Consider the following 26,088-nt stretch of genomic DNA (forward strand, 5'->3'; position numbering starts at 1 on the left):
TCATGGCACAAATGACAATGATCCAAGCCATTACAGACGCACTACGCACAGAGCTAAAGAACGATGAAAATGTGCTTGTTTTCGGGGAAGATGTCGGTAAGAATGGTGGCGTGTTCCGTGCCACTGAAGGGCTTCAAGCCGAGTTTGGTGAAGAACGTGTGTTTGATACACCTTTAGCTGAATCAGGTATCGGCGGTTTGGCTATCGGTCTTGGCTTGCAAGGCTTCCGACCTGTTCCTGAAATTCAATTCTTCGGCTTCGTATATGAAGTGATGGATTCAATTAGTGGTCAAATGGCACGTATGCGATATCGTTCAGGTGGCGTCCATCATTCACCTATTACCGTACGTGCACCATTTGGTGGTGGGGTTCATACGCCTGAACTTCATGCCGATTCTCTAGAAGGTTTAGTTGCACAGCAGCCCGGATTGAAGGTTGTAATTCCTTCTACTCCTTATGATGCAAAAGGTTTGCTCATTGCGTCTATTCGCGATAATGATCCGGTTATTTTTCTAGAGCATATGAAGCTATACCGGTCTTTCCGTGGAGAAGTTCCGGAAGAGGAGTATACCATTGAATTAGGAAAAGCAGAGGTTAAGCGTGAAGGTACAGATGTTACGTTGATTGCTTATGGCGCAATGGTTCACGCTTGTCTTAAAGCAGCTGATGAACTAGCTGAAAATGGTATTAATGCTGAGGTTATTGACTTGCGAACTGTATCACCACTTGATATGGAAACGATTATTGAATCAGTTAAGAAAACAAATCGCGTTGTCGTAGTTCAAGAGGCTCAACGTCAAGCGGGTGTTGCTGCAAATGTAGTAGCAGAAATACAAGAACGTGCAATTTTACACTTAGAAGCTCCTGTATTGCGTGTTGCTGCTCCAGACACCGTTTATGCATTCTCAGAGGCAGAAGAGGTATGGCTACCGAACCATAAAGACATCGTAGAAAAAGTAAACAGTGTGATGAACTTTTAATTAAAGAGACAGGAGGTAAAATTTTTATGGCTTTTAATTTTAAATTACCTGATATTGGTGAAGGAATTCACGAAGGTGAAATCGTTAAGTGGTTCGTCAATGAAGGCGACGAGGTAAAAGAAGATGATGTTCTGTGTGAAGTGCAAAACGATAAAGCAGTTGTTGAAATTCCATCACCAGTTGATGGAACTGTGACAAAATTGCATGTAGAAGAAGGGACAGTAGCAGTTGTTGGTGATACAATAATCACTTTTGATGCAGAAGGCTACGAATCAGATGATGAAGAAGAAGCAAGTGCGAATGCTAAAGCTGAAGAAGCTCCAGCTAAGGAAATGCAAGCTGAAACCGCTAATGCTTCAACTGAAGACGAAGAAGATGATGATACGCGTGTAATCGCAATGCCATCAGTAAGAAAATATGCACGTGAAAATGGGGTTTCGATTACGAAAGTTACAGGTACAGGTAAAAATGGGCGTATTTTAAAAGAGGATATCGATGCTTACCTAAGTGGAGATCAGCCAGCTGCCCAAGCAACTGAGACAAAGGATGAAGCAGCACCGAAGAAAGAAACTGCAACAACAGGTGACTTCCCAGAGTCTCGTGAAGCTATGAGTGGAATCCGTAAAGCAATTGCCAATGCCATGGTTAATTCTAAAACGAAGGCTCCTCATGTAACTTTATTGGATGAAGTTGATGTGACAGAATTAGTTGCTCATCGTAAGAAATTTAAAGCAGTTGCTGCAGAACAGGAAATTAAGTTAACGTACTTACCATATGTTGTGAAAGCTCTTGTTTCTGCTTCTAAGAAATTCCCAATGATTAATGCTTCTGTTGATGATGAAACAAATGAAATTGTTCATAAACATTACTACAACGTTGGTATTGCGGCAGATACGGATAAAGGTCTGCTTGTTCCAGTCGTTAAAAATGCAGATCGTAAGTCCATTTTTGAAATCTCTAAAGAGATTAATGAATTGGCAGAAAAGGCTAGAAGTGGTAAACTATCACCTGAAGAGATGAGTGGTGCATCAAATACAATTACGAATATTGGTTCAGCAGGTGGACAATGGTTTACACCAGTGTTGAATTACCCAGAAGCGGTAATTCTAGGTATTGGACGCATTGCAGAAAAACCAGTGGCTCGCGATGGAGAAGTTGTAGTTGCACCTGTACTTGCATTGTCATTAAGCTTTGATCATCGTATTATTGATGGAGCAACTGCACAGCATGCTCTAAATCAAATCAAGCGATTATTAAGCGATCCACAACTAATTATGATGGAGGCGTGAGTTTATGGTAGTAGGAGATTTTCCAATTGAAGTAGACACACTTGTCATTGGAGCAGGTCCTGGCGGTTATGTTGCTGCTATTCGTGCTGCCCAGTTAGGACAAAAAGTAACGATTGCTGACAAAGGCGCTTTAGGTGGGGTTTGTTTAAACGTTGGATGTATTCCATCCAAAGCGTTAATTCAAGCTGGACATTTGGCACAACAAGCTCATGGAAATGAAGAATTGGGAATTAAAACAGAAAATGTGACTGTTGACTTTTCCAAAGTACAAGAGTGGAAGGGCAGTGTCGTTAAAAAGTTAACCTCTGGAGTAGAAGGCCTGTTAAAGGGAAATAAAGTGGATATCGTGAAGGGTGAAGTATATTTTGTAGATAAAAATACAGCGAAGATTATGGATGAGAAGAAGTCTCAAACATATACGTTCAATAACTGTATTATTGCTACAGGGTCAACACCAATTGAAATTCCTAACTTTAAATTTTCAGATCGTGTATTAGACTCCACTGGTGCATTAAACCTTAAAGAGATTCCAAAGAAAATGGTTGTCATTGGCGGCGGATATATTGGTACAGAGCTCGGAACTGCTTATGCAAATTTTGGAACGGAAATCGTTGTTCTTGAAGGTGCAAAAGAAATTTTAGGCGGTTTTGAAAAGCAAATGAGCCAAGTAGTGAAGAAACGCTTGAAGAAAAAAGATGTTACCATTATTACAGAAGCAATGGCTAAAGGCGTAGAAGAGACGAAAGACGGTGTCAAAGTAACCTATGAAGTTAAAGGTAAAGAAGAGACCGTGGAAGCTGATTATGTATTAGTTACTGTTGGTCGTCGTCCGAATACAGAAGATCTTGGTCTAGAACAAGTTGGAATTGAAAAAGACGATCGCGGCTTGATTAAAATTGATAAGCAATGCCGTACCAACATGGACAATATCTATGCAATCGGCGATATCGTAGCTGGTCCTCCATTAGCTCATAAAGCTTCTTATGAAGGAAAAATAGCTGCAGAAGCAATTAGTGGTGAGAAAGCAGAAATCGACTACTTAAGCTTGCCGGCAGTTGTCTTCTCAGACCCAGAATTGGCTACAGTTGGTTATACGGAACAAGAAGCAAAAGATGCAGGATATGATGTCAAAGCTGCGAAGTTCCCATTTGCTGCTAACGGTCGTGCATTATCCTTAAATGATAGTGATGGATTCATGAAGCTCATTACTCGTAAAGATGATGGCTTAGTTATTGGTGCACAAATCGCTGGACCAAACGCAAGCGATATGATTTCAGAACTAGGGCTTGCAATTGAAGCTGGTATGACAGCAGAAGATATTGCATTAACTATTCACGCTCACCCAACCCTAGGTGAAATTACGATGGAAGCTGCTGAAGTAGCGCTAGGTACACCTATTCATATGCTATAATATTTAAAGTAAAGAGCTGTTCTATTTTCAGAGCAGCTCTTTTTTTAAAGGATAAGAAAATATAAAATGAGGTACTTGGGATAACGAAATAACCGAATAGCTAAGTTCGGCTCATGAGCCCAGCAACGATGCGACTTTAGAAATGCGTCCTACAATAAGTCAAGTCATTATCGGTTCGTCGCTAAGAGGAAGGCCAACTAAACACAGGTTTGCTACTCTGTCGTCGGTATACTCCTGTTGCAGGAGCATGATTCCTAAAACTTTAGTTGATTCGATCCATTCGCTACGTTGCTAAATGGGTGCTCTGCGCATTTGTTCCTCTATAGGAAAGTATAAGGTTTTTTTGTTATAGTATAAGAAAAACAAAGGCTTCCGCCATAAGACTTGGCGACAAGTCAAGTTTTTCTAATGAATATAACAACATTGCTAGATAGTATGTTAAATATAAAACAAACTACACATTAACTTTTAAAAGCGTGCGGCATTATTTTAGCTCCGGAAATAAACGTAGACTAAAACTGTGAAAAAACATCGTTGAGTTCCTATGGTTATTAGCGCTTACATAAAGTGAAAAAGATCCCCAGGGTTGTTTGCAACTCCTGGTTGTTTCAGATGCTTCGGATTTTTACTTGATAAAATAGCGATGTCTTAGTCTCAAGGAGGTAAGGGGAATAGGAAAAATAAGGCGATTGTTAAGACGTTGCAACTGTTTTGTTACTTGAAAAAATGAAGTGAAAATGATTTGTAAGCTTCAATAAAGAAATAGTTTGATTTCGTAGTGGGTCTGTATAATATACTAAGTAAAATGGCTCCGTTTTAGTGATCAACAGTAAACGGTAGCAATTTGATAAGAGTATATAGGGTATGACGTTAGGAGTATGTGATATTTCACAACAAATTTTTAAGTTTGTTTATTATTTCTTGTTTTGACGCTTGTCCAGCAATACGCTCTACCATTTTATCATCTTTCCTAATAATTAAAGTAGGATATTTAGGATCAATTTCATCTTCGACTTCATCAAATGTGACTTCTCTAGTTTTCACTTCACTAAACTCGGATGGATAATCCGCTTTTATTTCAATAATAGCATCAAAATATAAGTTTTCTAATTGGTTATTGTTTTGGTGCGTATAAAAAATGACATCATAGTCTTTTGGTTGAAAGGAAATAATATTAATGGTTGAAGCACTGAAAGTATCACAGCCAGTGACTAGAACCAATGCAATCATCAGACAAATAATTAACTTTTTGATAATCCTCACCTGCTTGTCATTTATTGTCGATAGGCTTAGTTTAACAAATTTGAACGGTAGTATGCTCTATGTAATTCAACTGTTATAAAGTTGATAACGCTATGTTAGAGTTAGTAATATAGGATAACAAAAAGTAAAGATTGTTACATGAACTATTACTAGACGGAAGTTACTAAATCTGAAGAACATCGTCTATAAAGTGAGAATTAAATAGGTAAAGGAGGTTTTCTCATATATAAAATTTGATTTTGCTGAATGAACGACAGGTGAGTAAAAAAACATTTCATGACGGGAAAAATGCTGTTAAACAACAATATAATCTTATATTAAGTGCACGAGGTAACTAGCAATAAGGCGGGGGCTGCTTTCGAAACTATATTGTGAAACCCTAGGAGGATAGGTGTAGTTAAAACTGGAAGTCAACATCTGGTTCCTGTTCAGTGGCCGCTAAGTCATACCTAAACCGATATTAATCATCCATAAGTGGTGCTTAAAAGCCCCTTCCACTAATGAAAGCCTCACATTTATCCGCATATAAGGTGTGTAAGGCTTCCCTCCCACTTCAGAAGTTGGATAGTCAAGTACAGCAACAAATCTAAATGGGGGATAACAGCACCTAAATGCTTGATTCGTCCATCTAACAATCAGCGCGGGATGAATGAATCCCCCATTAATGGAAGCTTCATTTTATAGACAAAAAAAGCTAGAGCAATTTAGCTCTAGCTTTTTCTTTTACCTGTTAGATCAAGCTCTTTTGCCTCTTGCTTAAATGATTTTACAAGCGAGAAAATGACTAAAATCATGATAATGGCAAAAGGAAAAGCTGCTATAATAGAAGCAGTTTGTAATGCATTCAACCCACCTTGCCATAACAGTACTGCGGCTGCACTTGATTGAATAATCCCCCATATAAATTTAACTGAGTTAGCAGGGTCTAAGCTTCCTCCGGTTGTTTGCATTCCAAGAACAAAAGTTGCTGAGTCCGCAGATGTAATGAAAAAGGTACAAATCAATAGAATAGCAATAATGGATATTACAGTACCAATTGGAAAGTGTTCCAAAACAGCAAACAAGGCTGTTTCCTCTCCAAGTTCATTAATTGTCTGCATAATGTTTGCACCTTTGAAGGTTTCTAAATGGATAGATGATCCCCCAAATACAGAGAACCATAACGCTCCAAATATAGTAGGTACAAGTAGTACGCCCAATACAAATTCTCTTATTGTCCTTCCTCGGGAAACCCTTGCAATGAAAGTTCCTACAAATGGCGCCCAAGCAATCCACCAAGCCCAATAAAAGAATGTCCAGTTATTAAGCCATGTGGAATTTTCTTCGTTAAATGGAGTCATGCGCAGACTCATACTAGGAAGGTTCTGAATATAACTTCCTAAAGTTGTGGTAAAGTAGTTCATTATAAAATTGGTTGGACCCAAGAACAATACAAATAGCATAAGTAATACGGCTAGGACAAGGTTGGCATTACTTAAATATTTAATTCCTCTGTTTAGTCCAGACATAGCTGAAGTCATATATAAGACGGTAACAATTCCAATGATGATTAATTGAAGTGTAATAGTTGATTCAATCCCGGTAACGTATGAGAGCCCACCGCTAATTTGAATGGCTCCCAAACCGAGAGAAGTAGATACACCAAATACTGTGGCAAAAACAACAATAAAATCAATTGTTGTTCCTAAGGCGCCTTTAATTCGATCACCAAACAACGGTTCAAGAACGGCGCTTACAACTCCTGGTGCTTGCTTACGAAATTTAAAGTATGCTAATGCTAAGGCAATTGTAGCGTATATAGCCCAAGGGTGAACACCCCAATGGAAAAAGCTGTATTGCATCGCTGTTTTAGCAGCATCATTAGTTTCTTCCGCTCCAAAAGGTGGATCATGAAAATGAGATAAAGGTTCAGCTGCTCCCCAAAATACAAGACCAATACCCATACCAGCACTAAATAACATAGCAAACCATGTTAAGTAGCTGTATTCTGGTTTGTCTCCGGGGCGACCTAATTTGATATTGCCATATTTTGAAAAAATGAGATAGATCGCAAAAATAACAAACGAGGTTGCACTCAATAAGTAAAACCAACCGAACTCATCAACAAGAAATGATTGAATTATATTCGTGACGTTATCTAAGTTGGCATTAGGCAATACGTCTTTCGGAATTATTCCCCAAATAATGAATAGTACTGCGACAATTGCTGAAATATAGAATACTCGCGTTACTTTCTTCACAAAAATAATCCTTTCTAATTTTATTTTTTGGATAGCTATGTAGACGTACTTATTGTATTAAAACATAAGCGCTGGATTTGTTCAAATAACAAACCTTATTCTTTTACTATTTCCTGTCCAAGTCTAAACATACTAAAATTGTGCTAAGCTTGTATTCATTCTATTTTCAAGCATAAAAGAAAAAAACGTTGAAAAATGAATCCATTTTCGAATAATTATGTATATACTTTGAGTAAAAGTACCATTATCTAAGAAGAATTTCTGTCAAATTCCTTAATTATGCACATTGATAATTCTTCGTTCTAATATTATCTATCAATTATCCTAGTGCGTTACCTTTATATCCGACCGTTCGAGCTGCTAAATAGAGCAGTTTTAAGATTGAAGTCTTGCCTTTTTAAAGCCAAACTTATCGTACGATAAGTACAAGCATTCAGGGTAGCTACCAAAGCGTTGATACTCTTTTGAACAAAGTCTCGTTTTTATTCTATCTTATCGTTCAAATAAATAAACATGTCTCGTACAAAAATGGATTCTTATCGTATTTGAAGTCGAAACCTGTAGATTATTGTTGTCAATTAATTTCCAGCAGTCTATAATAGAATGGAGATTTTATACAGTTGATCGGGACAGGAGGACCTATATGAAAAAAGCTATTTTAATGGTCACTTTCATCTTAACTACATTATTTATCGTCGCATGTGGAGCGGATAAAGAGAATGCTCAACCCACAAATGCAGATAGATCGAAAGAAGAAAAGAAAGATGATCAGCAGCAAGAAAAACAGAACGAAGCGGACAAGGAAGAAGCTAATCAGGAGGATAAAAGCGAAGATAGGCAAGAAAATCCTGAAAAAGAAAAACCTAAATATCAAGTTTCTGAAGATGCAATGATTGTGCCAATAAACGAAGGTACGAATGAGAAAGTTGTGCTTTTAACGATCGATGATGTTCCAGATAAGCATGCATTGGAAATGGCCAAAACATTAAAGAATTTAAATGCAAATGCAATCTTCTTCGTGAATGGTCACTTTCTGGAAACACAAGAACAAAAGGATATGCTGAAAGAAATTCATGAGATGGGCTTTGTAATTGGCAACCATACATATAGCCACCCTAAGCTTCCGGATTTGTCAGAACAGGAACAAACAGAAGAAATCGTTCGTGTAAGTGATCAGATTGAAGAAATTATTGGAGAACGTCCGAAATTTTTCCGTGCACCGCATGGTATGAATAGTGATCATTCTAAGCAAGTAGCTAAGGAACAAGGGATGGTCGTTATGAACTGGACGTATGGTTACGATTATTTTGCGCCTTATCAAGAGGCTAATAAGCTAACAGAAGCCATGGTGAGCGGAGAAGGTCCTGAAGTGGATGTTACTTATTCTTTACTAAAGCCAGGAGCAAATTTGTTAATGCATGATCGCGAATGGACAAACAAAGCGTTAGCAGATATTGTTAAAGGCTTACGTGATAAAGGATATGAGATAGTAGATCCGAAGCTTATCCAAACATTGGAGGGGGAGTAGGAGAAGTTTAACGACGTTTACTTGAGCTTTTGAATAACTGAATATAGAGACTCCATATGTTGAACTGTACCCCATCATAGATTCATTCTGTTATCGGAAATCCAACTAATATGGAGTCTTTTTTGTGTTGTGTAATGGCAAACAACAAATAGAGATATTTCTGCAATGTGATTTACTTGAAAGTTTTGTATCTTTTTTAAAGTTGGAACGAAGAATACAATTCTTGCTGATGAAAAATAGCGTTCTAATTGAATGTGTCATACTAAATGGGGTTGATTTTTGTATTGTGACATATTATAATATGAATACGTTATCATAACGAAAAGGGGTTGGTCTTGTGGGCACAGTAGTTTGCCAAGAATGCCAAACAATCATTGAACAGTATGAAGAAGAGAAAGTAACAACTCTTTATGGTACATGTCCGACTTGTCGTGAAAATAAATAAGCTATACAAAAAAGCTGCCTCAAGCAGCTTTTTTGTATAGCTTACAATGTCAAGTACTTTTTTCAAGTTTGAGTAACTCTAACAGACCTACTGTAGTTATCATTTTTTATAAGTAGCATTTAACCAATTTTTTTATGAAAAAGGCTTTATTTTCTTGATTCAGAAATGGGTTTTCACTCGATTCTTATTTGCATTGATGCAATCTGGCATGGAGTACAAAATAGATAAATAACGTACTAATTCGCATTTACAGGTCGAGTGGGGTAAGGCTAAACATCGAGGTCAAATCTACCTAAGCAAAATTAGATCCGATCTCCACTCGAATCAAGAGAATGGAGCATGTATATTTTTATTCATTTACGCAACTAACGGTAAAGTTATCTTTTTAAGGTCTTCTGTTTTGTAATTATATGTTGAATTATCCTATTTTAAATGGTTCGTTCTTGCAAGCAAAAGCAATTTTAAAGAATTTATTTCCCATTGCGATATATATTGCGCCAGCTTTTTTATCCTTATCTTTCAAGCCGTTTGCGAAAGGAGTTAAAACGTCATTGTGAACTGAAAGGCTTTTTCCCTGCATTGTATACACCTCTCCTTAAATTTGCGTTCCCTTGGTTAGAAATACGTCCAGCATATCCGTTTCCAGATCCTGATTGTTTGATAACAGGATTGGTGCCAGTTTTTTTAATAAGATAAGAAATAATAAAATAAGGTGCTTGGGGATAACGAAATAACCGAATAGTGACGTCTCGCTCATGAGCCCAGCAACGATGCGACTTTAGAAATGCGCCCTCCGGTAAGGTCTTATCAGTTCGCCTGTAAGAGGAAGGCCGACAAAAACGGGCTTGCCGCCACAGACGTCGGCATACCCCGATTTTAGTGCATGATTCCTTTATCCCGTAAAAAGGCGTAGACTCCCACGGTCTCACGGCTAAGAATGGAAGATGTGAGCTGAACAAGTCGAAGTGGGAGGTAACAGCACCTAAATTCCGATTCATTCAAGGGCCTTTAGGTCATACCCTTGGGTTACTAGCCATCAGGAGGGATGAAGAAAAACCTCGCTGATGGAAGGTTCGCTTTATCTTTCGTCAATTCGTTCGATTCCTACGTTGCTAAACGGGCGCATCCTGGCAAATTTTATCCATTCCATTGAAAGAACACAAAATCATGCCAATGATAATGGGAAAATTGTTTGCATCTCCCTCTGCTTTTGCTTACACTGAAAAGTATTGATAAATATGAATGTGCAAATGGAGGAAATGAGATGAGTTATCATTATCCAATTGATGATACTTGGACAAAAGAAGAAGTTATTCAAGTTGTCCAGTTTTTTAGTTTGATTGAGCAGGCGTATGAAAAAAAAGTGGAAAAAGACATTTTGTTGGCTGCTTATCGGGGATTTAAACAAGTAGTTCCAAGTAAAAGTGAAGAGAAGAAATTGTTTGCAACTTTTAAACAAGGTTCAGGATATTCAAGTTTTCATGTCATTAAACAAGCGAAGGAAACGGAAGAACATTTTATAATGATGGATAAAACAAAAGGGAAGAAGCTTAAATAAAAGTGCTTCTTTCCTTTGTTGTATCAATGAATTGCTTTTTCTACATCGTGAGAAAGAACTGTCTATAACCATTTAGTTGTATGGTTAGCTTTTTAAAGCAAGTTTATAAAAAGGAATTAATGGCTCAACCGTAGCTTTCAATTCCTTTAAAAAGTATTGTCCGTTATAAATGCGCTCATCTTCTTTAGAAAAATGTTGCCCTATTAAAAACTCTGCTTTTTTTACATCTCTAAATCTTTCTAAATCTTGTCTGTTTAGTTCTTGTAATGGTTTAGCGTCTTTTTTAGTATGATCCAACGAAAAAACAAAGCTCTCCGGGAGTTGTTTCAATTGCTCGAAATGATCCAAAAATGTTTGTGCGATGGCTGATTTATGATCTAATTCATAAATCAGTGCTAACCAGACAAACACATGATCATCGAATACCCCTACTTGAAAGTGTGGGTGCTTTTTATACCCTCGCTTATTATTTGCTACTGCTAACCATGTATCTTTTGGTGGATTTACTGTTCTTCTCGCATGTTTAGCGATATGTAGAAACATTTCATTTCCTAGTTGTGTTGCTAGATGGTCTACTAATTCGTTGCCGATCTCTTGAAATTTGGGCTGAATTCTAGTCTGAATGGCTTTCATCCTATTTTCGAGCCCGTCAATAGAAAACGTATCAAAATCTGCTTTTTCAAAGCCATTAAATGTCATTTATATCGTCCTTTCCGGTAGATTATATCCACATGCTAATGTGAAATTTGACTGGAAATGGTAATCCATTCACGTTATCATCATTATTTAATATGAAAGAATACAAGTCAAGCTATACATGTTATCATTCTTAAATGGTTATGAATACACATTAATTTACTCTGGAGTTTAAATATGACAAAAAAGGGAATAGGTGAAGACAGCAAGCATTGCATTGTCTAGAACATGTTGTTTTGTGAGCGTCTGTAGTTGTCAGATTATCTATTTGTAACGATGACTTTAAAGTAAGCTCGTAACTGAGTCGTTAGTCGAACCAAATTTAAAAAACGGTCATAAAATATGTAAAGCCCCCTAAAATTTGAAGCTTTGGATAGGATGTGAAAGATTTGAAGTACGTAATGGAAACTTTACGTAAAAAAGAAGCTCGGGAAAAGTTACCAGTGATTCGCATGGAAATTGATTATGAATTAGTAACACTTTATGATGCAATGAAGCAGGATGATACGGTTGCTATTATAAAAAGTAAAGAACGGTTAATCAATTTAAGGAAGCAATGGCTGGAAATGGAGGATCGAAAGTGAGCAGAAGTGAAAACCTTCCATTGTCGAAACTTACGATTGTCCTGATCGCTTTTTATCCCGTTTACAAGGTACTTGTAAGACGGCCCACTTCAAGGAGTTGGATAAGCTGTACTGTAGAAGTCTAAGTGTGAGATAACAGCACCTAAATGTCCTATTTCGTAAGCGACCTTTAGGTCATACCATTTCGGTACAATCGGTGGGGAATGAATAAAAACCCTCTACTAATTGATTACTTTATTTGCCATCTGTAAAAGCAATGTATTCCCCGCCAGCGATGTTATTTTCAAAATGGTTTCTTAAAAAATTAATAGCGATAATTCGAGAACTCAGAAATGATCGGTTTCTTAATGAAGTAAGAATAAAGAAAATGCTACATTGCATAAGGCTTCTATATGAAAAGCTTCCTTTATAGTTCGGGATTGGGAGACATGTAAAACTTCATGACGGAACATCTAAAATTTGGTACTATTATAGGTAGTATTGAATGGAGGAATATACAGATGAATAAAGCGCAGCGTGATATCATTTTTTCCCAGGCTAAACAATGGATATATGAAGCAGGTGCAAAAATAAGAGAACAAATCCATAACCCGTTAACTATTAGTACCAAATCCAACCCCAATGATTTGGTAACGGAGATGGACCGTTCGACAGAAGCTTTTTTTGCTGAAAATATTAAGCGCACCTACGCTGATCATTTGATTTTGAGTGAAGAAGGATATGGAGATCAGTTAGACTCTATGGACGGAATTGTTTGGATTATTGATCCGATTGATGGTACGATGAATTTTGTCCACCAAAAAAGAAATTTTGCAATATCAATTGGCATATTTAATAATGGTGTTGGTGAAATTGGATTTATTTATGATGTTATGGAAGACGTCCTATACAGTGCGAAAAAAGGTGAAGGTGCTTTTAAAAACAATGAGAGGCTATCACAGCTTAATCGTGGTGTTCCTTTCCAGCAAGCGATGATTAGTATGAACCATTTTTGGTTATGTGAAAATCGCTTAGTGGAAGAAAAGCGGATGCAACAACTTGTAAAAGACGTAAGAGGGACACGCACTTATGGTTCTGCTGCATTGGAATTTGCTTACGTGGCAGAAGGTATAATGGATAATTATTTAACGTTAAGTCTTTCTCCGTGGGATTATGCTGCGGGAATGGTGATTGTAAACGAAGTTGGTGGTGTAACGACTACGATTGATGGTGATAATATTGATATGCTCTCTAAAACCTCAATTGCAACCGGGAATCCTGTGATACAAGAGAAAATTATAACCGATTATATAAAGCAGGCAAGGAAGTGAATCTTATCACTCCCTTGTTTTTTTAAAACGGATGCCCGTTCCCATAAATCCAAAGCCTAACAATAAAAATAATATAACGAGCCAAATATTACGATAAGCAATAGCGGCGCCTACACCTATAAACATTGAGATGACAAGCATAGCTAAAAGCAGCATTGGTATATTTAGTTTTTTCATCTTCCCATCCACCTCTTTTTCACCATCTAGTATAAAGGAATTTAGGCTGGAGTTCAAAACGTAATGCGTTGCTTAAGGAGATTATAACTGGCGAAAGGAAACATTATTTAGTATGATGGTACATGGATGACGAGATATATAATTATGGGGGATGGCTATGGAAGGAAGTTTCAGCTTTGTTTTCAATTTTCTTTTAGAACAATTTGGAGCCGAAAATATGTTTTTGACTTTATACATTTTGAATTTAATTTTTAGTGTTATTTCGTTTAAGCTGGGGTTTGCCAGAAAACTTTCGCCTTTAAAAACGGTTTTTGTATATACCATGCTCGCAATTGGAGTTTACTTACTAACTATATTTAGTATATTTCAACTCCCAATAACAGAAAGCTTAATAGTGATATCTGCGGTTTTAGCGATTTATCGATTTCGTTTGCATCGTGAAAGAAAAAATCGCTAGCATTGTGTTTTTACATAGGAAGCTAATTAAATTGATCCTGGCGTCTGGGGGAACGGTCTCAGCAGAACCGCTTTACGATCTTAAAGATCTTAAAAACCAGAAGAGTCTTTGATTCTTCTGGTTTTTAATGTTACTAAACGGTATAGCTATATAAAATCATCGGCTGGCTTTTTTGCTGTATATAAGCGGAAATTTCCAGTTGCGTGGCGTTCCTTCGTTTTTTTGCCAATTCTATCATAACAAGCTTGGCATAAATGCATATGGATTCTTCTGTTTCTTAAGCGTTTAGCTTCAAAGCAGTGGTCATGAATACTTTCCACCGTATCGCAAATTGTACATTTCACTTGCATAATTTCACCTCAAAATCGAAGAATAAGCATAAAGAACCATAAAAACTAAGCTAACTTGACTGTAGCTTTATTTCAAGAAATAAAATATATTATTTTTTAGTATAGCACATTCTTATGTTTGATGAAATAGCGGAAAGGGTAATGGTAATTAACTAAGACAAGAAGGAGCGATTCGATGAAAAAGAAATATTTATATTCCGCTGCTGGAGCTGCAGGCGTTATTGGAGCTACAGTAGCTGGGTATTTTCTAAAGGATAAAGAAAATAGGGACATGGTAAAACAGAAAGTAAAAAGTTACCAAAATAGTATCCGCACCACTTTTGAGGATGCAGGGGTACCAGATCAGTCTGAGAACCAGGATTTAGCACAATTAGAAAATGCTAAAATGGTTTCGGAAGGCTCACAGTTTGGAGTTCAATATTACGCACAAAACAAAGAGCCCAATACAAGTGAATATCAGCAATAAAAAAATTCCGCTAATTATAGCGGAATTTTTTTATTGCTGAGGTAAGATTAATGTTTATCTCATGAGTGGATAGTAAAATCTGCTATCCAATCTACAAGGTGAAATTAGGGATAAACGTGGGATCCAACTGAAATGACATGACGAGATTCGGCTTCGTGTCTTTTCAGTTGTACCCTTCATTCATTTGGGATGACATGAAAACCCCCTCTAATTGAAAATTCACTTGCCTTACAAGCGGTATTCATATAGTCGCTCGTGAAACGAAAAAGCTGCTCCAGCTAAAAAGCCGATCGTCAAAGTGAAAAAGTCGTTCATAATTAGCTTGGGATAATGCATTTTTCCATTATTCTATCGCTTACCAGGGAAAATCAAGGTGTTTGAAATTAGAGAGCACACTTCCATTATATTAAGGTTCATTATGCTTATAATGATTAGATTGTTCTTCCTCGGTATTTTCCAGTTGCTCTTTTTCATTTTCAGGGATAACTTCTTTATTTGGGTCACTTTCCTTTGGTCTATTTTTATTAATCGGAAACTCAGGCATATACCGTCCAACAACTGCGGCTAATTCATCTACAATGCCGTAGATAGGATGTCCTTGTTCGATTTTATCGGCCATCCCGCGAATTCTTTCATTGGCATCCGCATCGGCAATAACGACAGCAGTTTTGCCATAAGGATCATCATACAACGCCTCTAATACACTGTATTTAATAGTACCCACTCTAGAACGGTCCAAGTCTTTATCCACATCTATCCCTACTACTGCATAAGGTCCAGCAACGACAGAAACAGCATCATTTACGTTAGGAACGTCGCTAGCGATATTTGCCAAATGATCAGCGATTTCGGTGTTGGATAATTGTTGTGGTTGATTTGGATCTGAGTTTTTTACTTGTTCGAATTGTTTATCTGTTTCTTCGTTCGAAATTGCTTCTTCACGATTTTCTTGATTACAAGCTGTAAAAACAAACAAGCTAAAAAGTGTGATTGTTATAAGAGACAATCTCATCATCATTCCTCCATCCATAAATCCAATTACAATTATTTTGCATAGAAGTTAAGAAAATATACAAATTGGATGAAGGCGACGTTAGGTGGAAAGAGTTTCAGTTTTTTACAGCAGAAGAGGGGGAAGAACAGTTATATATAAACTGCTATTGTGTAGAGCTCTCTTTGAGGGTATAACAGGCAGCGAAGAAATCCCTCGCTGTCTATGAAGGATATTATTAAATCCATATTTTATCCGGTCTAAGGGGGCTAGCAACCGAAAAAAAAGCTACGAAATAAATGACTATATGCTGTTTAGGATAGGGGATAGAGAGATTCGGCTGTTGGAAGACCCCATTTCAGAAGTTGAATAATCCGTACTGCAACAAGTCTAAGTGAGAGATAACAGCACCTAAATGCCCGCTTCGTTCATCTGACAATCAGTCAATCAGCGGGGAATAAATGATACTCCCACTGATTGATAGATTCACTTTATTGAATAGAGATACCTTTAATATGTGTTATCGGATTATTTTTGTTTGTTCCGTCCTTATAGTATAGATGTACGGGGCCATCGGTTCTTAATGGCTTTCCATCTTTTGAAAATAAGAAATAACTATTAAATAATTCAACTAATGGAATGGTGACGTTTCCAATCTCACGAATCAAAACAGCTTCTGTAGCATCAGCTTTAATTTCTGCGTGATTTAAAAAATCTTCCAATGGAATAACATAAGAGCTCTTTAAAATTTTATCACGTTCATAGCGTTTTATACTGCGATTTACTGGTGGCTTCACTTGTTCAGAAACTTCTTTTTCCCATCTTTCTGAAGCTCGTTTTAAATCATTTTCATTATCCTCTAAAACGTTACTGCTGTCTGTAAATGCATGTTCCCATTCAATTTTACGATCATCAAATATCCAAACGGAAGGATCTAATGTAATGGGGTATGTAACTTTACCTTTAATTGGTACGATCATAATCATCACCTCATATTTGATTTCCTATTTAGGATAGCAAACCTTAAAGATAATTTCATTCATTTCGAGCTACGTTCGAATTAAAAATCAATATAAAAACGGAAGTACTTTACTTCTTTTTCAAAAAAAATATTCTAGTTATATGATAATAGTAAAAAAGTGGAAAGTAACCGGAAATCCTGTTATGGTAAACATAAAGGAGAAAACTCGCTATCTAAAGAGGTTTTAAAGCTTTTTTAACTAATCGTAAGAACTACAGAAGAGAAGCTATAATGAATTTTTTTACAAAAAGTAGGTAGTATCTTGTAAACGGTAACGGAGGGATAAAACACTCGCTTTCATTGGATTTAGAACAACCATGAAAAAATATTTTTTTATTTGCATTTTAGTTGTACTAACGATAATATAATATAGAAAGAAGTCTTTGATAACGGAGGGGATAGATTTGATGCCAGAGGTGACTGTAAATCATCGCGAAAAAGCCCATGCCCTTCTCAAGGCTGATGCTGATAAAATTTTGCGACTCATAGAAGTTCAAATAGATAATTTAACAATGCCACAATGCCCATTATATGAAGAGGTATTGGATACACAAATGTTTGGGCTTTCCAGGGAGATTGATTTTGCTGTTCGTTTAAACTTAATTAGCGAAAGTGAAGGTAAAGCAATTTTAGAAGATCTGGAGAGGAAGTTAAATATTCTGCACGAAGCAGCGCAAAATTCCGTATAATCCTACTTATCTTCGGTTTTTGCGAGAATTTAAAAAGCAAAAACTTTGCCTGCATAATCATATCGGCAAGGTTTTTTTGTTTCAAATATCTGTAATCGGGGCTTGCAATTAGGAAAGAATCGGCTTACAAGAGTGAAAATGTAAAAATAAAGCACGAATCAGCGTGTAGAAGCTACTTAAAATGTATAGATTTAAATAATTTATTACGTTTCCTTATAGCCATTTCTTGGACAAGCTCTTGTATTACATATTTAGTAGGGAGAAGAATATGTTACATAAATTAAAAGATTATGATTACACACTATTAATAACACCAATTTTATTGGCTGCTTTTGGTTTAGTAATGATTTATAGTGCAAGTATGGTTTTCGCAGTTGTTCAAGGGCAACCTGCAAATCATTATTTAACCCAGCAAGCTGTTCGATTTGCAATGGGCTTGGTTGGATTCATTATTTGTTGTGCTTTTCCATATCGGTACTATCAAAAATTAATCAAACCGATTATACTTGGTGTAATACTATTATTAATAGGAGTATTATTGTTTGGTTCAACAGTCAATAATGCGCAATCCTGGTTTTTGGGAATTCAACCAGCAGAATTTGCTAAACTTGCCATCGTTATGTATTTAGCATCTGTATACTCTAAAAAACAGGAGTATATTCGTGAATTTAGTCGGGCGGTTTTACCTCCCCTTGTCATAACAGGGGTTATCTTAGCGCTTATTGTTCTGCAGCCGGACATTGGTACAGCTTCGATAGTCTTTCTCATCGCTTGTTCGGTTATTTTTAGTTCAGGTATTCGTTTCAAGCATTTATCATTACTTATATTCATTGGTGTTGTGTTTTTGTTGTTGGCATTACCTTTTATGGCTACCGATGAACGACTTACTCGATTTACAGGAGCTTATCAGCCATTTGAAACTCCTGATTCTCATGGGTATCAGTTAATCCAATCTTATGTTGCTATCGGCAATGGCGGACTGACTGGTGAAGGATTGGGGCAAAGTGTACAAAAGCTTGGATACTTAACAGAAGCACACACAGATTTCATTATGGCAATTGTTGCAGAAGAGTTGGGTTTTATCGGTGTAGTTATTGTTATTGGTTTGTTAGCTATCATTGTTTTAAGAGGGATATTTATCTCTAGAAAAGCAAAGGACAGCTTTGGCGCTTTATTGGCAATTGGTATTTCATCCATGGTAGGAATACAGGCGTTTATTAATTTAGGCGCCATAAGCGGGTTGCTGCCGATCACAGGTGTGCCATTACCCTTTGTCAGTTATGGCGGTTCATCTCTTTTGGTGTTATTAATATCAATGGGGATTTTAAATAATATAGCTATGCATATAAAAAAAAGAGAAATGGAACCAGCAGAAGAAAAACAAAACAATCGTCACATATCACAAACATATCGAGGAGGAAGATCATGGCACAACTCAAACAGATCAACAAAATATTAGTTGCCAACCGTGGGGAAATTGCGATTCGGGTGTTTCGGGCTTGTACCGAATTAAATATTCGTACAGTCGCTATTTATTCTAAAGAAGATTTAAGTTCCTATCATCGCTATAAAGCGGATGAAGCGTATTTAATTGGAGAAGGGAAAAAGCCGATTGACGCTTACTTAGATATCGAAGGAATTATCGTATTAGCGAAACGTGTGGGCGTCGATGCGATCCACCCCGGATACGGTTTTTTATCTGAAAACATTAATTTTGCAAAGCGCTGTGAAGAAGAAGGGATTATCTTTATCGGTCCTACAAGTAAGCATTTGGATATGTTTGGTGATAAGGTAAAAGCCCGCTATCAAGCTACACAGGCTGGATTGCCGATTATACCAGGAAGCGATGGTCCTGTTTATTCACTTGAAGAAGTGGAGAGATTTGCAGATAAACATGGGTTCCCGATCATTATTAAAGCTTCTTTAGGCGGTGGTGGACGAGGTATGCGAATTGTCCGCAGTAAGCAAGGACTTGCAGAGGCGTATGATCGAGCGAAATCAGAGGCTAGAGCCGCTTTTGGTAATGATGAAATCTATTTAGAAAAACTGATTGAAAACCCAAAACATATCGAAGTTCAAATAATTGGTGACCAGCATGGGAATATTGTTCATTTGTACGAGAGAGACTGTTCAGTACAGCGGAGGCATCAAAAGTTAGTAGAAGTGGCACCGAGTACATCGCTTTCTGAAGATTTGCGCATGCAAATATGTGAAGCTGCGGTCAAACTTATGAAAAATGTAGATTACTTAAATGCTGGTACCGTTGAATTTTTAGTGACCAAGGATAAATACTATTTTATAGAAGTAAATCCGCGTGTACAAGTTGAACATACGATTACCGAAATGATTACAGGCGTTGACATTGTTCAGACGCAAATAAAAGTTGCCGAGGGAAGGAACTTACATGATGGATCGATTGGAATTCCAGAGCAAGATAAAATTGTTACCATAGGTTACGCCATCCAATCACGTGTAACAACGGAGGACCCATTGAACAACTTCATGCCAGATACTGGAAGAATTATGGCATATCGCTCAGGAGGGGGATTTGGCGTTCGTTTAGATGCAGGAAACGGCTTTCAAGGATCGGTTATTTCGCCGCATTATGATTCTTTATTAGTTAAAGTCTCGACTTGGGCATTGAATTTTGAACAGGCTGCGCAAAAAATGGTCAGAAACTTAAAAGAATTCCGTATACGTGGAATTAAAACAAATATCCCTTTTTTACAAAATGTTATTTTGCACAAAAACTTTTTATCTGGAGTTTATGATACTACATTTGTTGATAATACGCCTGAGCTTTTTGTGTTTCCAAAGCGCAAAGATCGTGGAACGAAGATGCTTACGTATATTGGAAATACGACCGTCAATGGTGTAGATAAAGATGGAAATAAAGACAAACCAGCTTTTTCTGAACTACAAATTCCAAAGGTGGATTTGTCTAAGCCTATTCCTTCAGGTACGAAGCAAATTTTGAATGAGCGCGGCCCAGAAGGTTTAGCAACCTGGTTAAAGGAACAAAAAGAGGTGTTATTGACAGATACTACTTTTCGTGATGCGCATCAATCGTTATTAGCTACAAGAGTGCGGACAAAAGATTTGCATCGCATCGCCGAACCAACTGCAAGAATGCTTCCTAACTTGTTCTCTGTTGAAATGTGGGGTGGAGCAACCTTTGATGTTGCTTACCGATTTTTAAAGGAAGACCCATGGGATCGTTTGCTGAAATTACGCGAAAGCATGCCTAATGTATTATTGCAAATGTTACTCCGGGCGAGTAATGCCGTCGGATATAAAAATTACCCAGATAATGTCATTAAGGAGTTTGTAGAAAAAAGTGCGACAGCAGGCATAGATGTATTTCGAATATTTGATAGCTTGAATTGGGTAGAAGGGATGCAGTTGGCAATTGAAGCTGTACGTAACAATAATAAAATTGCTGAAGCAACGGTGTGTTATACTGGCGACATATTAGACGCAGGGCGGACAAAGTATGATATCAGCTATTATAAAAATCTGGCGAAGGAATTAGAGAATTGTGGAGCCCATATTCTTGGAATAAAAGATATGGCCGGCTTATTAAAGCCTGAAGCGGCATATCAATTGATTTCTACGTTAAAAGAAACGATTGACCTGCCAATCCATTTGCATACGCATGATACGAGTGGAAATGGCATCTATTTATACGCAAGAGCGATTGATGCCGGAGTAGACGCTGTAGATGTAGCTGCAGGTCCGATGGCAGGGTTAACTTCACAGCCAAGCGCGCAAACTCTTTACCATGCACTGGAAGGACATGAGCGTCAGCCGAAGGTAAATGTGAAAGCTTATGAAGAGCTTTCCTATTATTGGGAAGGAATCAGAGAATACTACCGTGATTTTGAGAGTGGCATGAAAGCACCACATACAGAGATTTATATGCATGAAATGCCTGGAGGGCAGTATAGTAACCTTAAACAACAGGCGAAAGCCGTAGGTTTGGAAGATCGTTGGAATGAAGTAAAATCGATGTTCCGTCAAGTGAATGATATGTTTGGGGATATTGTCAAAGTTACACCATCGTCAAAAGTGATTGGTGATATGACATTATTCATGGTACAAAACAATTTAACAGAAGACGATATTTATGAGCGTGGAGAAACCATTGACTTTCCAGATTCTGTGATTGAATTTGCCCAAGGTTATATTGGACAACCTTATCAAGGATTTCCACCAGAGTTACAACGAATTATTCTAAAAGGAAAAGACCCAATAAAAGTGCGACCTGGAGAGTTGTTGGAACCAGTTGACTTTACACAATTAAAAGAAACATTATTTAAAACCTTGGACCGACAGGTAACCAGCTTTGATTTAATTTCTCACGCACTTTATCCGAAAGTATTCATGGACTACCATAAGTTCCATGATAAATATGGGGATGTGTCGGTATTGGACACCCCAACGTTCTTCTATGGGATGAAGCTTGGAGAAGTAGTTGAAGTGGAAATTGAACAAGGGAAAACATTAATTGTAAAACTCGTGTCTATTTCAGAGCCAAGAGAAGATGGAACGCGTGTCGTATACTTTGAACTAAATGGACAGACAAGGGAGATTGTTGTAAAGGATCAAAGCATTCAATCTGAAGTCGAAATGAGACCAAAAGCTGATAAAAATAATCAAAAACATATTGGAGCTACGATGCCAGGAACAGTTATCAAAGTACTACGCCAGGCAGGGGAACGTGTTAATAAAGGTGACCACTTATTAATCAATGAGGCGATGAAAATGGAGACAACGGTGCAAGCTCCATTTACGGGAGTCATTAAGCATGTGAATGTGAAGGATGGCGATAGTATCGCTGTGGATGATTTACTTATTGAATTTGAATAAAATCACGTCTCTGTAGCTAAAAAAGAGAGCAAGTTTTCCTGCTCTCTTTTTTGTATTTGTATAGGAAACTATAAAATGAGGTGCTTGTCGATAACAAAATAACCGAATAGTCACGGTCCGGATCGACCGCCCAGCAACGATGCGACTTTAGAAATGCGCCTTACGATAAGATTTCATCGGTTCGCCTCTAATGCGGAAGACTGTCTAAAAACCGGCTTTTAGCCCAGACGTTGGCATACCCTAGTTTTAGTGGCATGTTTTCTTTATCCCGTAAAAAGGCGTTGTAGACTCCCATGGTCTAAGAATGGAAGATGTGAGCTGAACAAGTAGAAGCGGGAGGTAACAGCGCCTAAAATCCTGATTCGTTCCATTCGCTACGTTGCTAAACGGGCGCTTGCGCCTTTGTTCTAGTCTAGGAAATTATAAAATTTTGCAGTTGTGGATAACTTACTAAGTTATTTAGCCACGTCCGGCTTCATCGCCCAGCAACTAGGCGACTTCACGAATCGCCCTACGATAAGTCATCATTGGTTCGTGCCTCACCATGATTCCTTTACCTCAGTTGCTTCGTTCCACTCGCTACGTTGCTAAACGGGCGCTTGCGCCTTTGTTCTTTTTGTTTTCAATGTAATCTCTTTTTAGGAAGATTGGACATTTGACTTGTTACCTTCCAATTGCTTTGCGTATTTTCCGCTTCGAGTTGCCTGGAGAATAAAATAGGTTAACATTCCAAAAAACAGCGAAATGATAAGTGCGTGCATTAATGCCGTAGCTAGATGCAACTGAGTAAATATGACCATAGCTCCAAAAAATACTTGTAAAGTAATTAAAATCATGACTGTCCACCAGCCCCAGTACATCAATTTATTATTTTTATAGTGACGTAGCATTCGAAAAGAAAATGTAATTGTCCAGATAAATAAAATACCAGCGGCTAATCTGTGCCCCATTTGAATCCATTGTGGTCCAACATAATTAGAAAATGCTAACGGAGCTTCGTTATTGCAAAACGGCCAGCTTTTGCATACTAAATTTGCTTCTGTATGCCGAACCAAAGCCCCTGTATAAACAACGAGCATTGTGTAAATTGTAAGTCCATAAATCTCAAGTCGATGAGATTTTTTAATGAATAATGATTTTGCATCGAATTTTTTATCTATCTCAAAAATAAGTAGCATTAACAGAAATACTGCCGCAAACGAAATCAACGAAATACCAAAATGAGCAGCGAGGGCAAAATCAGATTGTCCCCATACAACAGCGGCAGCACCAATAAGCGCTTGTAATACTAAGAATAGTACCGAAAGGACTGATAGAAATTTAACCTCCCGAATATGGCCTATCTTTATCCAGGCTAATATGGCTAAGCCTACAACTGCGAAACCAACTACTCCGGTAACTAAACGGTGACTTAATTCAATAATTAGTTCTGGTGATATCTCTGAAGGAATCCATTCACCTTCACATAATGGCCAACTGTTGCCACAGCCATCTTCTGATCCAGTTTTTGTTACAAGGGCTCCGCCGAGTAACACAAATGTCATACCAAGTGTTGCTACGATAGATAACCATTTTAAGCTTTTCATCATATAAATGCCTCACTTTATGCGTTTTATTCTCTCCGAAGTTGTCTTAATTGTAATTGCAACTAAGAGCATGATAGACTCACTTTTCGAATCTCCGATCTTGAATTAACCACATCACTATGTAATATTAGGAATACATAATTCATAAAAAATGGCTTGTAATCTTTGCTTTCTTCATAATGTTACCATAATGGGTGCCGAAAATTTCTACTACAAATCTACTCGTATTAAGCCACTTTCAGATAAGGGGAAGCATGATAGAGCTTATTACAGTCAAAAAATAATCTTTAGATGGATGCAACAACTTTATCAAACTATAAAAAGCGCTCCCGTCTTAAGGCAAGACAATGATGTTTTAAGGGATAGAGACAAAGTGTTCTTTTTTAAAAGATAAGAAAGTATAAAAATTGTTGCTTTGGGATAACGATATAATGGAATAGCCATGTCCAGCTTAAGCGCCCAGTAACTAGGCGACTTAACGAAATTGCCCTACGATAAGTCATCATCGGTTCGAGGTTAAGAGGAAGGCCGACTAAAAACGGGCTTGCCGCTCAGGCGTCGGCATACTCCTGTTGCAGGAGTATGATTCCTGTATCTCAGTTGATCCGCTCCATTCGCTACGTTGCTAAACGGGCGCTCTGCGCCTTTGTTCAGTTATTTAGCATACTATTATGTGTATATCAATTTGAGTTTTTAAATCGCTGATAGATTTATCATAATATTAATACCGCCTAAAAAGCAAAGAATTGATTATAAATAGTTCAATATGACACAGAATTGTTACAGCTTCGATTAAATTAAATTATCGTACAAACGATAGATTGCATGTATACCAAGCGAATCAATCGTAACATGAATTGGAGCGATTTTCACTATAATAATAAAAAACGCTTGCATTGTTCTCATTTGTTTGCTAGAAATAGTGTAGGGGATTTTGTTACAGCTGTTAGATAATGTAAAAAGAAATTGCGTACATAGGTATTTTATTCATTAATTTAAAATAATTCGCAACTGTAACAAATGATTCACAAAAATGTCACAAAAAGTTACTTGAATTGAAGTAGAATAGGCATGAGGGGGTTTTGGCACACTGCTGTTAAATTGTAAAAAAAACCATGATATAATTGAGTTTTTTGAGTAATACAGTCGTAACTCTCTTTTGTGAGCAAGTATTATTATTTCTGCATAAGCATAAAGGGGGGGAAAGGGATGGAAAAAGTAGATGCAGCAGCTTCACAAGTTGTTACTGACACCTCAGTAGCTGAGGAAAACAAATCGAATTCTCTACTAACTGATATTAAATCGTTGATCAAAATAGGGATTATCAACTCCAATTTGATTACTGTATTCGCTGGTTTTTGGCTGGCAATTTACTTTAGTGGGTACTCATTTTCTGATTATATTGGCACGTTTATGATTACTATGTTAGGAAGCGCTGCAGTAATTGCCGGTGGATGCATGTTAAATAATTGGTATGACGTTGATATTGATCCGATGATGAAAAGAACGAAAACGCGACCAACAGTAACTGGAACAATTTCACTTCAAACTGTACTTGTACTTGGTATTATAACATCTCTCGTCGGCTTTATTCTCTTGTTATTTACAACCATACAAGCAATGCTGTTTGCATTTATAGGCTGGTTTGTGTATGTGGTTTTGTATACCGTGTGGTCCAAAAGAAGATATACTCTGAATACTACGATTGGTAGCTTTTCTGGAGCTGCCCCTCCGTTGATTGGTTGGGCTGCGGTAGATCCGAACTTCCACATTGTTCCACTTGTATTATTTCTAATTATGTTTATATGGCAAACACCGCATTTCTTAGCATTAGCTATCCGAAAAAATGAAGAATATAAAGCCGCAAAAATACCCATGCTTCCTGCGGTACATGGGCTTGAATTTACCAAACGACAAATTGTCATTTATATCACGTGTTTATTACCACTGCCATTTTATTTAGCGTCCTTAGGAACAACATTTGTTATGTTGGCAACTTTACTGAACATGGGGTGGTTAGTGCTTGGGGTCAGTGGTTTTTATATGAAAAATGATATTAAATGGGCAAATATTATTTTTGTTTATTCCTTGAACTATTTGACCATCTTCTTTTTAATGATGGTTGTTGTAACGTGGAACTCACCATTCTAGTGATTTTGTCCTTAATGAATTTTTATA

24 protein-coding genes are annotated in these 26,088 nt (G+C 37.3%); 14 read left to right on the forward strand and 10 right to left on the reverse strand.

Annotation, left to right across the window (positions count from 1 at the left end; all coding sequences use genetic code 11):
* The first annotated feature begins 2 nt into the window (after positions 1 to 2).
* From D1839_RS14820 to lpdA, 3 genes are read left to right on the forward strand one after another with little or no spacing between them, the layout of a single operon-like run.
* The gene (locus D1839_RS14820) at positions 3 to 980 is read left to right on the forward strand and encodes an alpha-ketoacid dehydrogenase subunit beta (RefSeq protein WP_120380688.1); all 978 of its coding nucleotides are present in this window, start codon (positions 3 to 5) and stop codon (positions 978 to 980) included.
* Positions 981 to 1,006: 26 nt separating this feature from the next.
* Positions 1,007 to 2,269: a dihydrolipoamide acetyltransferase family protein gene (locus tag D1839_RS14825; RefSeq protein ID WP_120380687.1), complete on the forward strand. Its 1,263-nt coding sequence runs from the start codon at positions 1,007 to 1,009 to the stop codon at positions 2,267 to 2,269.
* A gap of 4 nt (positions 2,270 to 2,273) precedes the next feature.
* A complete protein-coding gene (gene lpdA / locus D1839_RS14830) occupies positions 2,274 to 3,680 on the forward strand; it encodes a dihydrolipoyl dehydrogenase (RefSeq protein WP_120380686.1) in 1,407 nt (468 codons plus the stop codon).
* An 888-nt stretch (positions 3,681 to 4,568) separates the two neighbouring features.
* Here lpdA and D1839_RS14835 read toward each other — a convergent pair.
* Together D1839_RS14835 and D1839_RS14840 are read right to left on the reverse strand one after the other, a co-directional pair.
* The gene (locus tag D1839_RS14835) at positions 4,569 to 4,901 is read right to left on the reverse strand and encodes a hypothetical protein (RefSeq protein ID WP_147358288.1); all 333 of its coding nucleotides are present in this window, start codon (positions 4,899 to 4,901) and stop codon (positions 4,569 to 4,571) included.
* Between the two features lie 752 nt (positions 4,902 to 5,653).
* Positions 5,654 to 7,183 (reverse strand): glycine betaine uptake BCCT transporter, encoded by a 1,530-nt coding sequence (locus tag D1839_RS14840; RefSeq protein ID WP_120380684.1) that lies wholly within the window; start codon positions 7,181 to 7,183, stop codon positions 5,654 to 5,656.
* Positions 7,184 to 7,826: 643 nt separating this feature from the next.
* On the opposite strand from D1839_RS14840, the gene D1839_RS14845 reads away from it, so the two are divergent.
* Both D1839_RS14845 and D1839_RS14850 read left to right on the forward strand, forming a co-directional pair.
* Positions 7,827 to 8,711, forward strand: a complete 885-nt coding sequence (locus D1839_RS14845) for a polysaccharide deacetylase family protein (protein ID WP_120380683.1) — start codon at positions 7,827 to 7,829, stop codon at positions 8,709 to 8,711.
* A 337-nt stretch (positions 8,712 to 9,048) separates the two neighbouring features.
* Entirely contained in the window at positions 9,049 to 9,156 is a 108-nt protein-coding gene (locus D1839_RS14850) for a GapA-binding peptide SR1P (protein WP_072742214.1), read from the forward strand.
* Positions 9,157 to 9,574: 418 nt separating this feature from the next.
* Here the strand turns inward: D1839_RS14850 and D1839_RS14855 are convergent, their stop codons facing one another.
* On the reverse strand, positions 9,575 to 9,736 hold the full coding sequence (locus D1839_RS14855) for a hypothetical protein (RefSeq protein ID WP_158589675.1): 162 nt from the start codon (positions 9,734 to 9,736) through the stop codon (positions 9,575 to 9,577).
* A complete protein-coding gene (locus tag D1839_RS21380) occupies positions 9,705 to 10,154 on the reverse strand; it encodes a transposase (RefSeq protein ID WP_120380682.1) in 450 nt (149 codons plus the stop codon). Before D1839_RS21380 ends, D1839_RS14855 begins: the two co-directional genes overlap by 32 nt.
* A 266-nt stretch (positions 10,155 to 10,420) precedes the next feature.
* Here D1839_RS21380 and D1839_RS14865 point away from each other — a divergent pair, with 266 nt between their 5' ends.
* Entirely contained in the window at positions 10,421 to 10,714 is a 294-nt protein-coding gene (locus D1839_RS14865; RefSeq protein ID WP_120380681.1) for a UPF0223 family protein, read from the forward strand.
* 84 nt (positions 10,715 to 10,798) lie between these two features.
* Here D1839_RS14865 and D1839_RS14870 read toward each other — a convergent pair whose 3' ends face one another.
* Positions 10,799 to 11,413, reverse strand: coding sequence for a YktB family protein (locus D1839_RS14870; RefSeq protein ID WP_120380680.1), 615 nt, complete (start codon positions 11,411 to 11,413; stop codon positions 10,799 to 10,801).
* A 386-nt stretch (positions 11,414 to 11,799) separates the two neighbouring features.
* Here D1839_RS14870 and D1839_RS14875 point away from each other — a divergent pair, with 386 nt between their 5' ends.
* Both D1839_RS14875 and D1839_RS14880 read left to right on the forward strand, forming a co-directional pair.
* Positions 11,800 to 11,994 carry a hypothetical protein gene (locus tag D1839_RS14875; protein ID WP_120380679.1) on the forward strand — a complete coding sequence of 65 codons (195 nt, stop codon included), beginning with the start codon at positions 11,800 to 11,802 and terminating at the stop codon, positions 11,992 to 11,994.
* A 500-nt stretch (positions 11,995 to 12,494) separates the two neighbouring features.
* Positions 12,495 to 13,304 (forward strand): inositol monophosphatase family protein, encoded by an 810-nt coding sequence (locus D1839_RS14880; protein WP_120380678.1) that lies wholly within the window; start codon positions 12,495 to 12,497, stop codon positions 13,302 to 13,304.
* Between the two features lie 6 nt (positions 13,305 to 13,310).
* Here D1839_RS14880 and D1839_RS14885 read toward each other — a convergent pair whose 3' ends face one another.
* The gene (locus tag D1839_RS14885; protein ID WP_158589674.1) at positions 13,311 to 13,481 is read right to left on the reverse strand and encodes a DUF5325 family protein; all 171 of its coding nucleotides are present in this window, start codon (positions 13,479 to 13,481) and stop codon (positions 13,311 to 13,313) included.
* A gap of 217 nt (positions 13,482 to 13,698) precedes the next feature.
* Between D1839_RS14885 and D1839_RS21385 the strand changes: the two genes are divergently transcribed.
* Complete coding sequence (locus D1839_RS21385) at positions 13,699 to 13,938, forward strand: YlaH-like family protein (protein WP_442970620.1); 240 nt, start codon at positions 13,699 to 13,701, stop codon at positions 13,936 to 13,938.
* Between the two features lie 146 nt (positions 13,939 to 14,084).
* Here the strand turns inward: D1839_RS21385 and D1839_RS14895 are convergent, their stop codons facing one another.
* Positions 14,085 to 14,288, reverse strand: a complete 204-nt coding sequence (locus D1839_RS14895) for a YlaI family protein (RefSeq protein WP_120380676.1) — start codon at positions 14,286 to 14,288, stop codon at positions 14,085 to 14,087.
* 175 nt (positions 14,289 to 14,463) lie between these two features.
* Here D1839_RS14895 and D1839_RS14900 point away from each other — a divergent pair, with 175 nt between their 5' ends.
* Positions 14,464 to 14,754: a hypothetical protein gene (locus D1839_RS14900; protein ID WP_120380675.1), complete on the forward strand. Its 291-nt coding sequence runs from the start codon at positions 14,464 to 14,466 to the stop codon at positions 14,752 to 14,754.
* Between the two features lie 406 nt (positions 14,755 to 15,160).
* Here D1839_RS14900 and D1839_RS14905 read toward each other — a convergent pair whose 3' ends face one another.
* Together D1839_RS14905 and D1839_RS14910 are read right to left on the reverse strand one after the other, a co-directional pair.
* Entirely contained in the window at positions 15,161 to 15,766 is a 606-nt protein-coding gene (locus D1839_RS14905; RefSeq protein ID WP_120380674.1) for a YhcN/YlaJ family sporulation lipoprotein, read from the reverse strand.
* Positions 15,767 to 16,236: 470 nt separating this feature from the next.
* A complete protein-coding gene (locus D1839_RS14910; RefSeq protein ID WP_120380673.1) occupies positions 16,237 to 16,725 on the reverse strand; it encodes a hypothetical protein in 489 nt (162 codons plus the stop codon).
* Positions 16,726 to 17,173: 448 nt separating this feature from the next.
* Here D1839_RS14910 and D1839_RS14915 point away from each other — a divergent pair, with 448 nt between their 5' ends.
* From D1839_RS14915 to pyc, 3 genes are all read left to right on the forward strand, one after another.
* On the forward strand, positions 17,174 to 17,455 hold the full coding sequence (locus D1839_RS14915; protein ID WP_050352617.1) for a YlaN family protein: 282 nt from the start codon (positions 17,174 to 17,176) through the stop codon (positions 17,453 to 17,455).
* A 268-nt stretch (positions 17,456 to 17,723) separates the two neighbouring features.
* Positions 17,724 to 18,914, forward strand: coding sequence for an FtsW/RodA/SpoVE family cell cycle protein (locus D1839_RS14920; protein ID WP_120380672.1), 1,191 nt, complete (start codon positions 17,724 to 17,726; stop codon positions 18,912 to 18,914).
* Positions 18,881 to 22,324 (forward strand): pyruvate carboxylase, encoded by a 3,444-nt coding sequence (pyc, locus tag D1839_RS14925; RefSeq protein WP_120380671.1) that lies wholly within the window; start codon positions 18,881 to 18,883, stop codon positions 22,322 to 22,324. Before D1839_RS14920 ends, pyc begins: the two co-directional genes overlap by 34 nt.
* 638 nt (positions 22,325 to 22,962) lie before the next feature.
* Here pyc and D1839_RS14930 read toward each other — a convergent pair.
* Positions 22,963 to 23,913 carry a COX15/CtaA family protein gene (locus tag D1839_RS14930; RefSeq protein ID WP_120380670.1) on the reverse strand — a complete coding sequence of 317 codons (951 nt, stop codon included), beginning with the start codon at positions 23,911 to 23,913 and terminating at the stop codon, positions 22,963 to 22,965.
* A gap of 1,206 nt (positions 23,914 to 25,119) precedes the next feature.
* Here D1839_RS14930 and cyoE point away from each other — a divergent pair.
* On the forward strand, positions 25,120 to 26,061 hold the full coding sequence (gene cyoE / locus D1839_RS14935; protein WP_120380668.1) for a heme o synthase: 942 nt from the start codon (positions 25,120 to 25,122) through the stop codon (positions 26,059 to 26,061).
* Positions 26,062 to 26,088 lie beyond the last annotated feature (27 nt).

It is taken from the genome of Roseburia sp. 1XD42-34 (assembly GCF_009917385.1).
Classification (GTDB): domain Bacteria; phylum Bacillota; class Bacilli; order Bacillales; family Amphibacillaceae; genus Virgibacillus.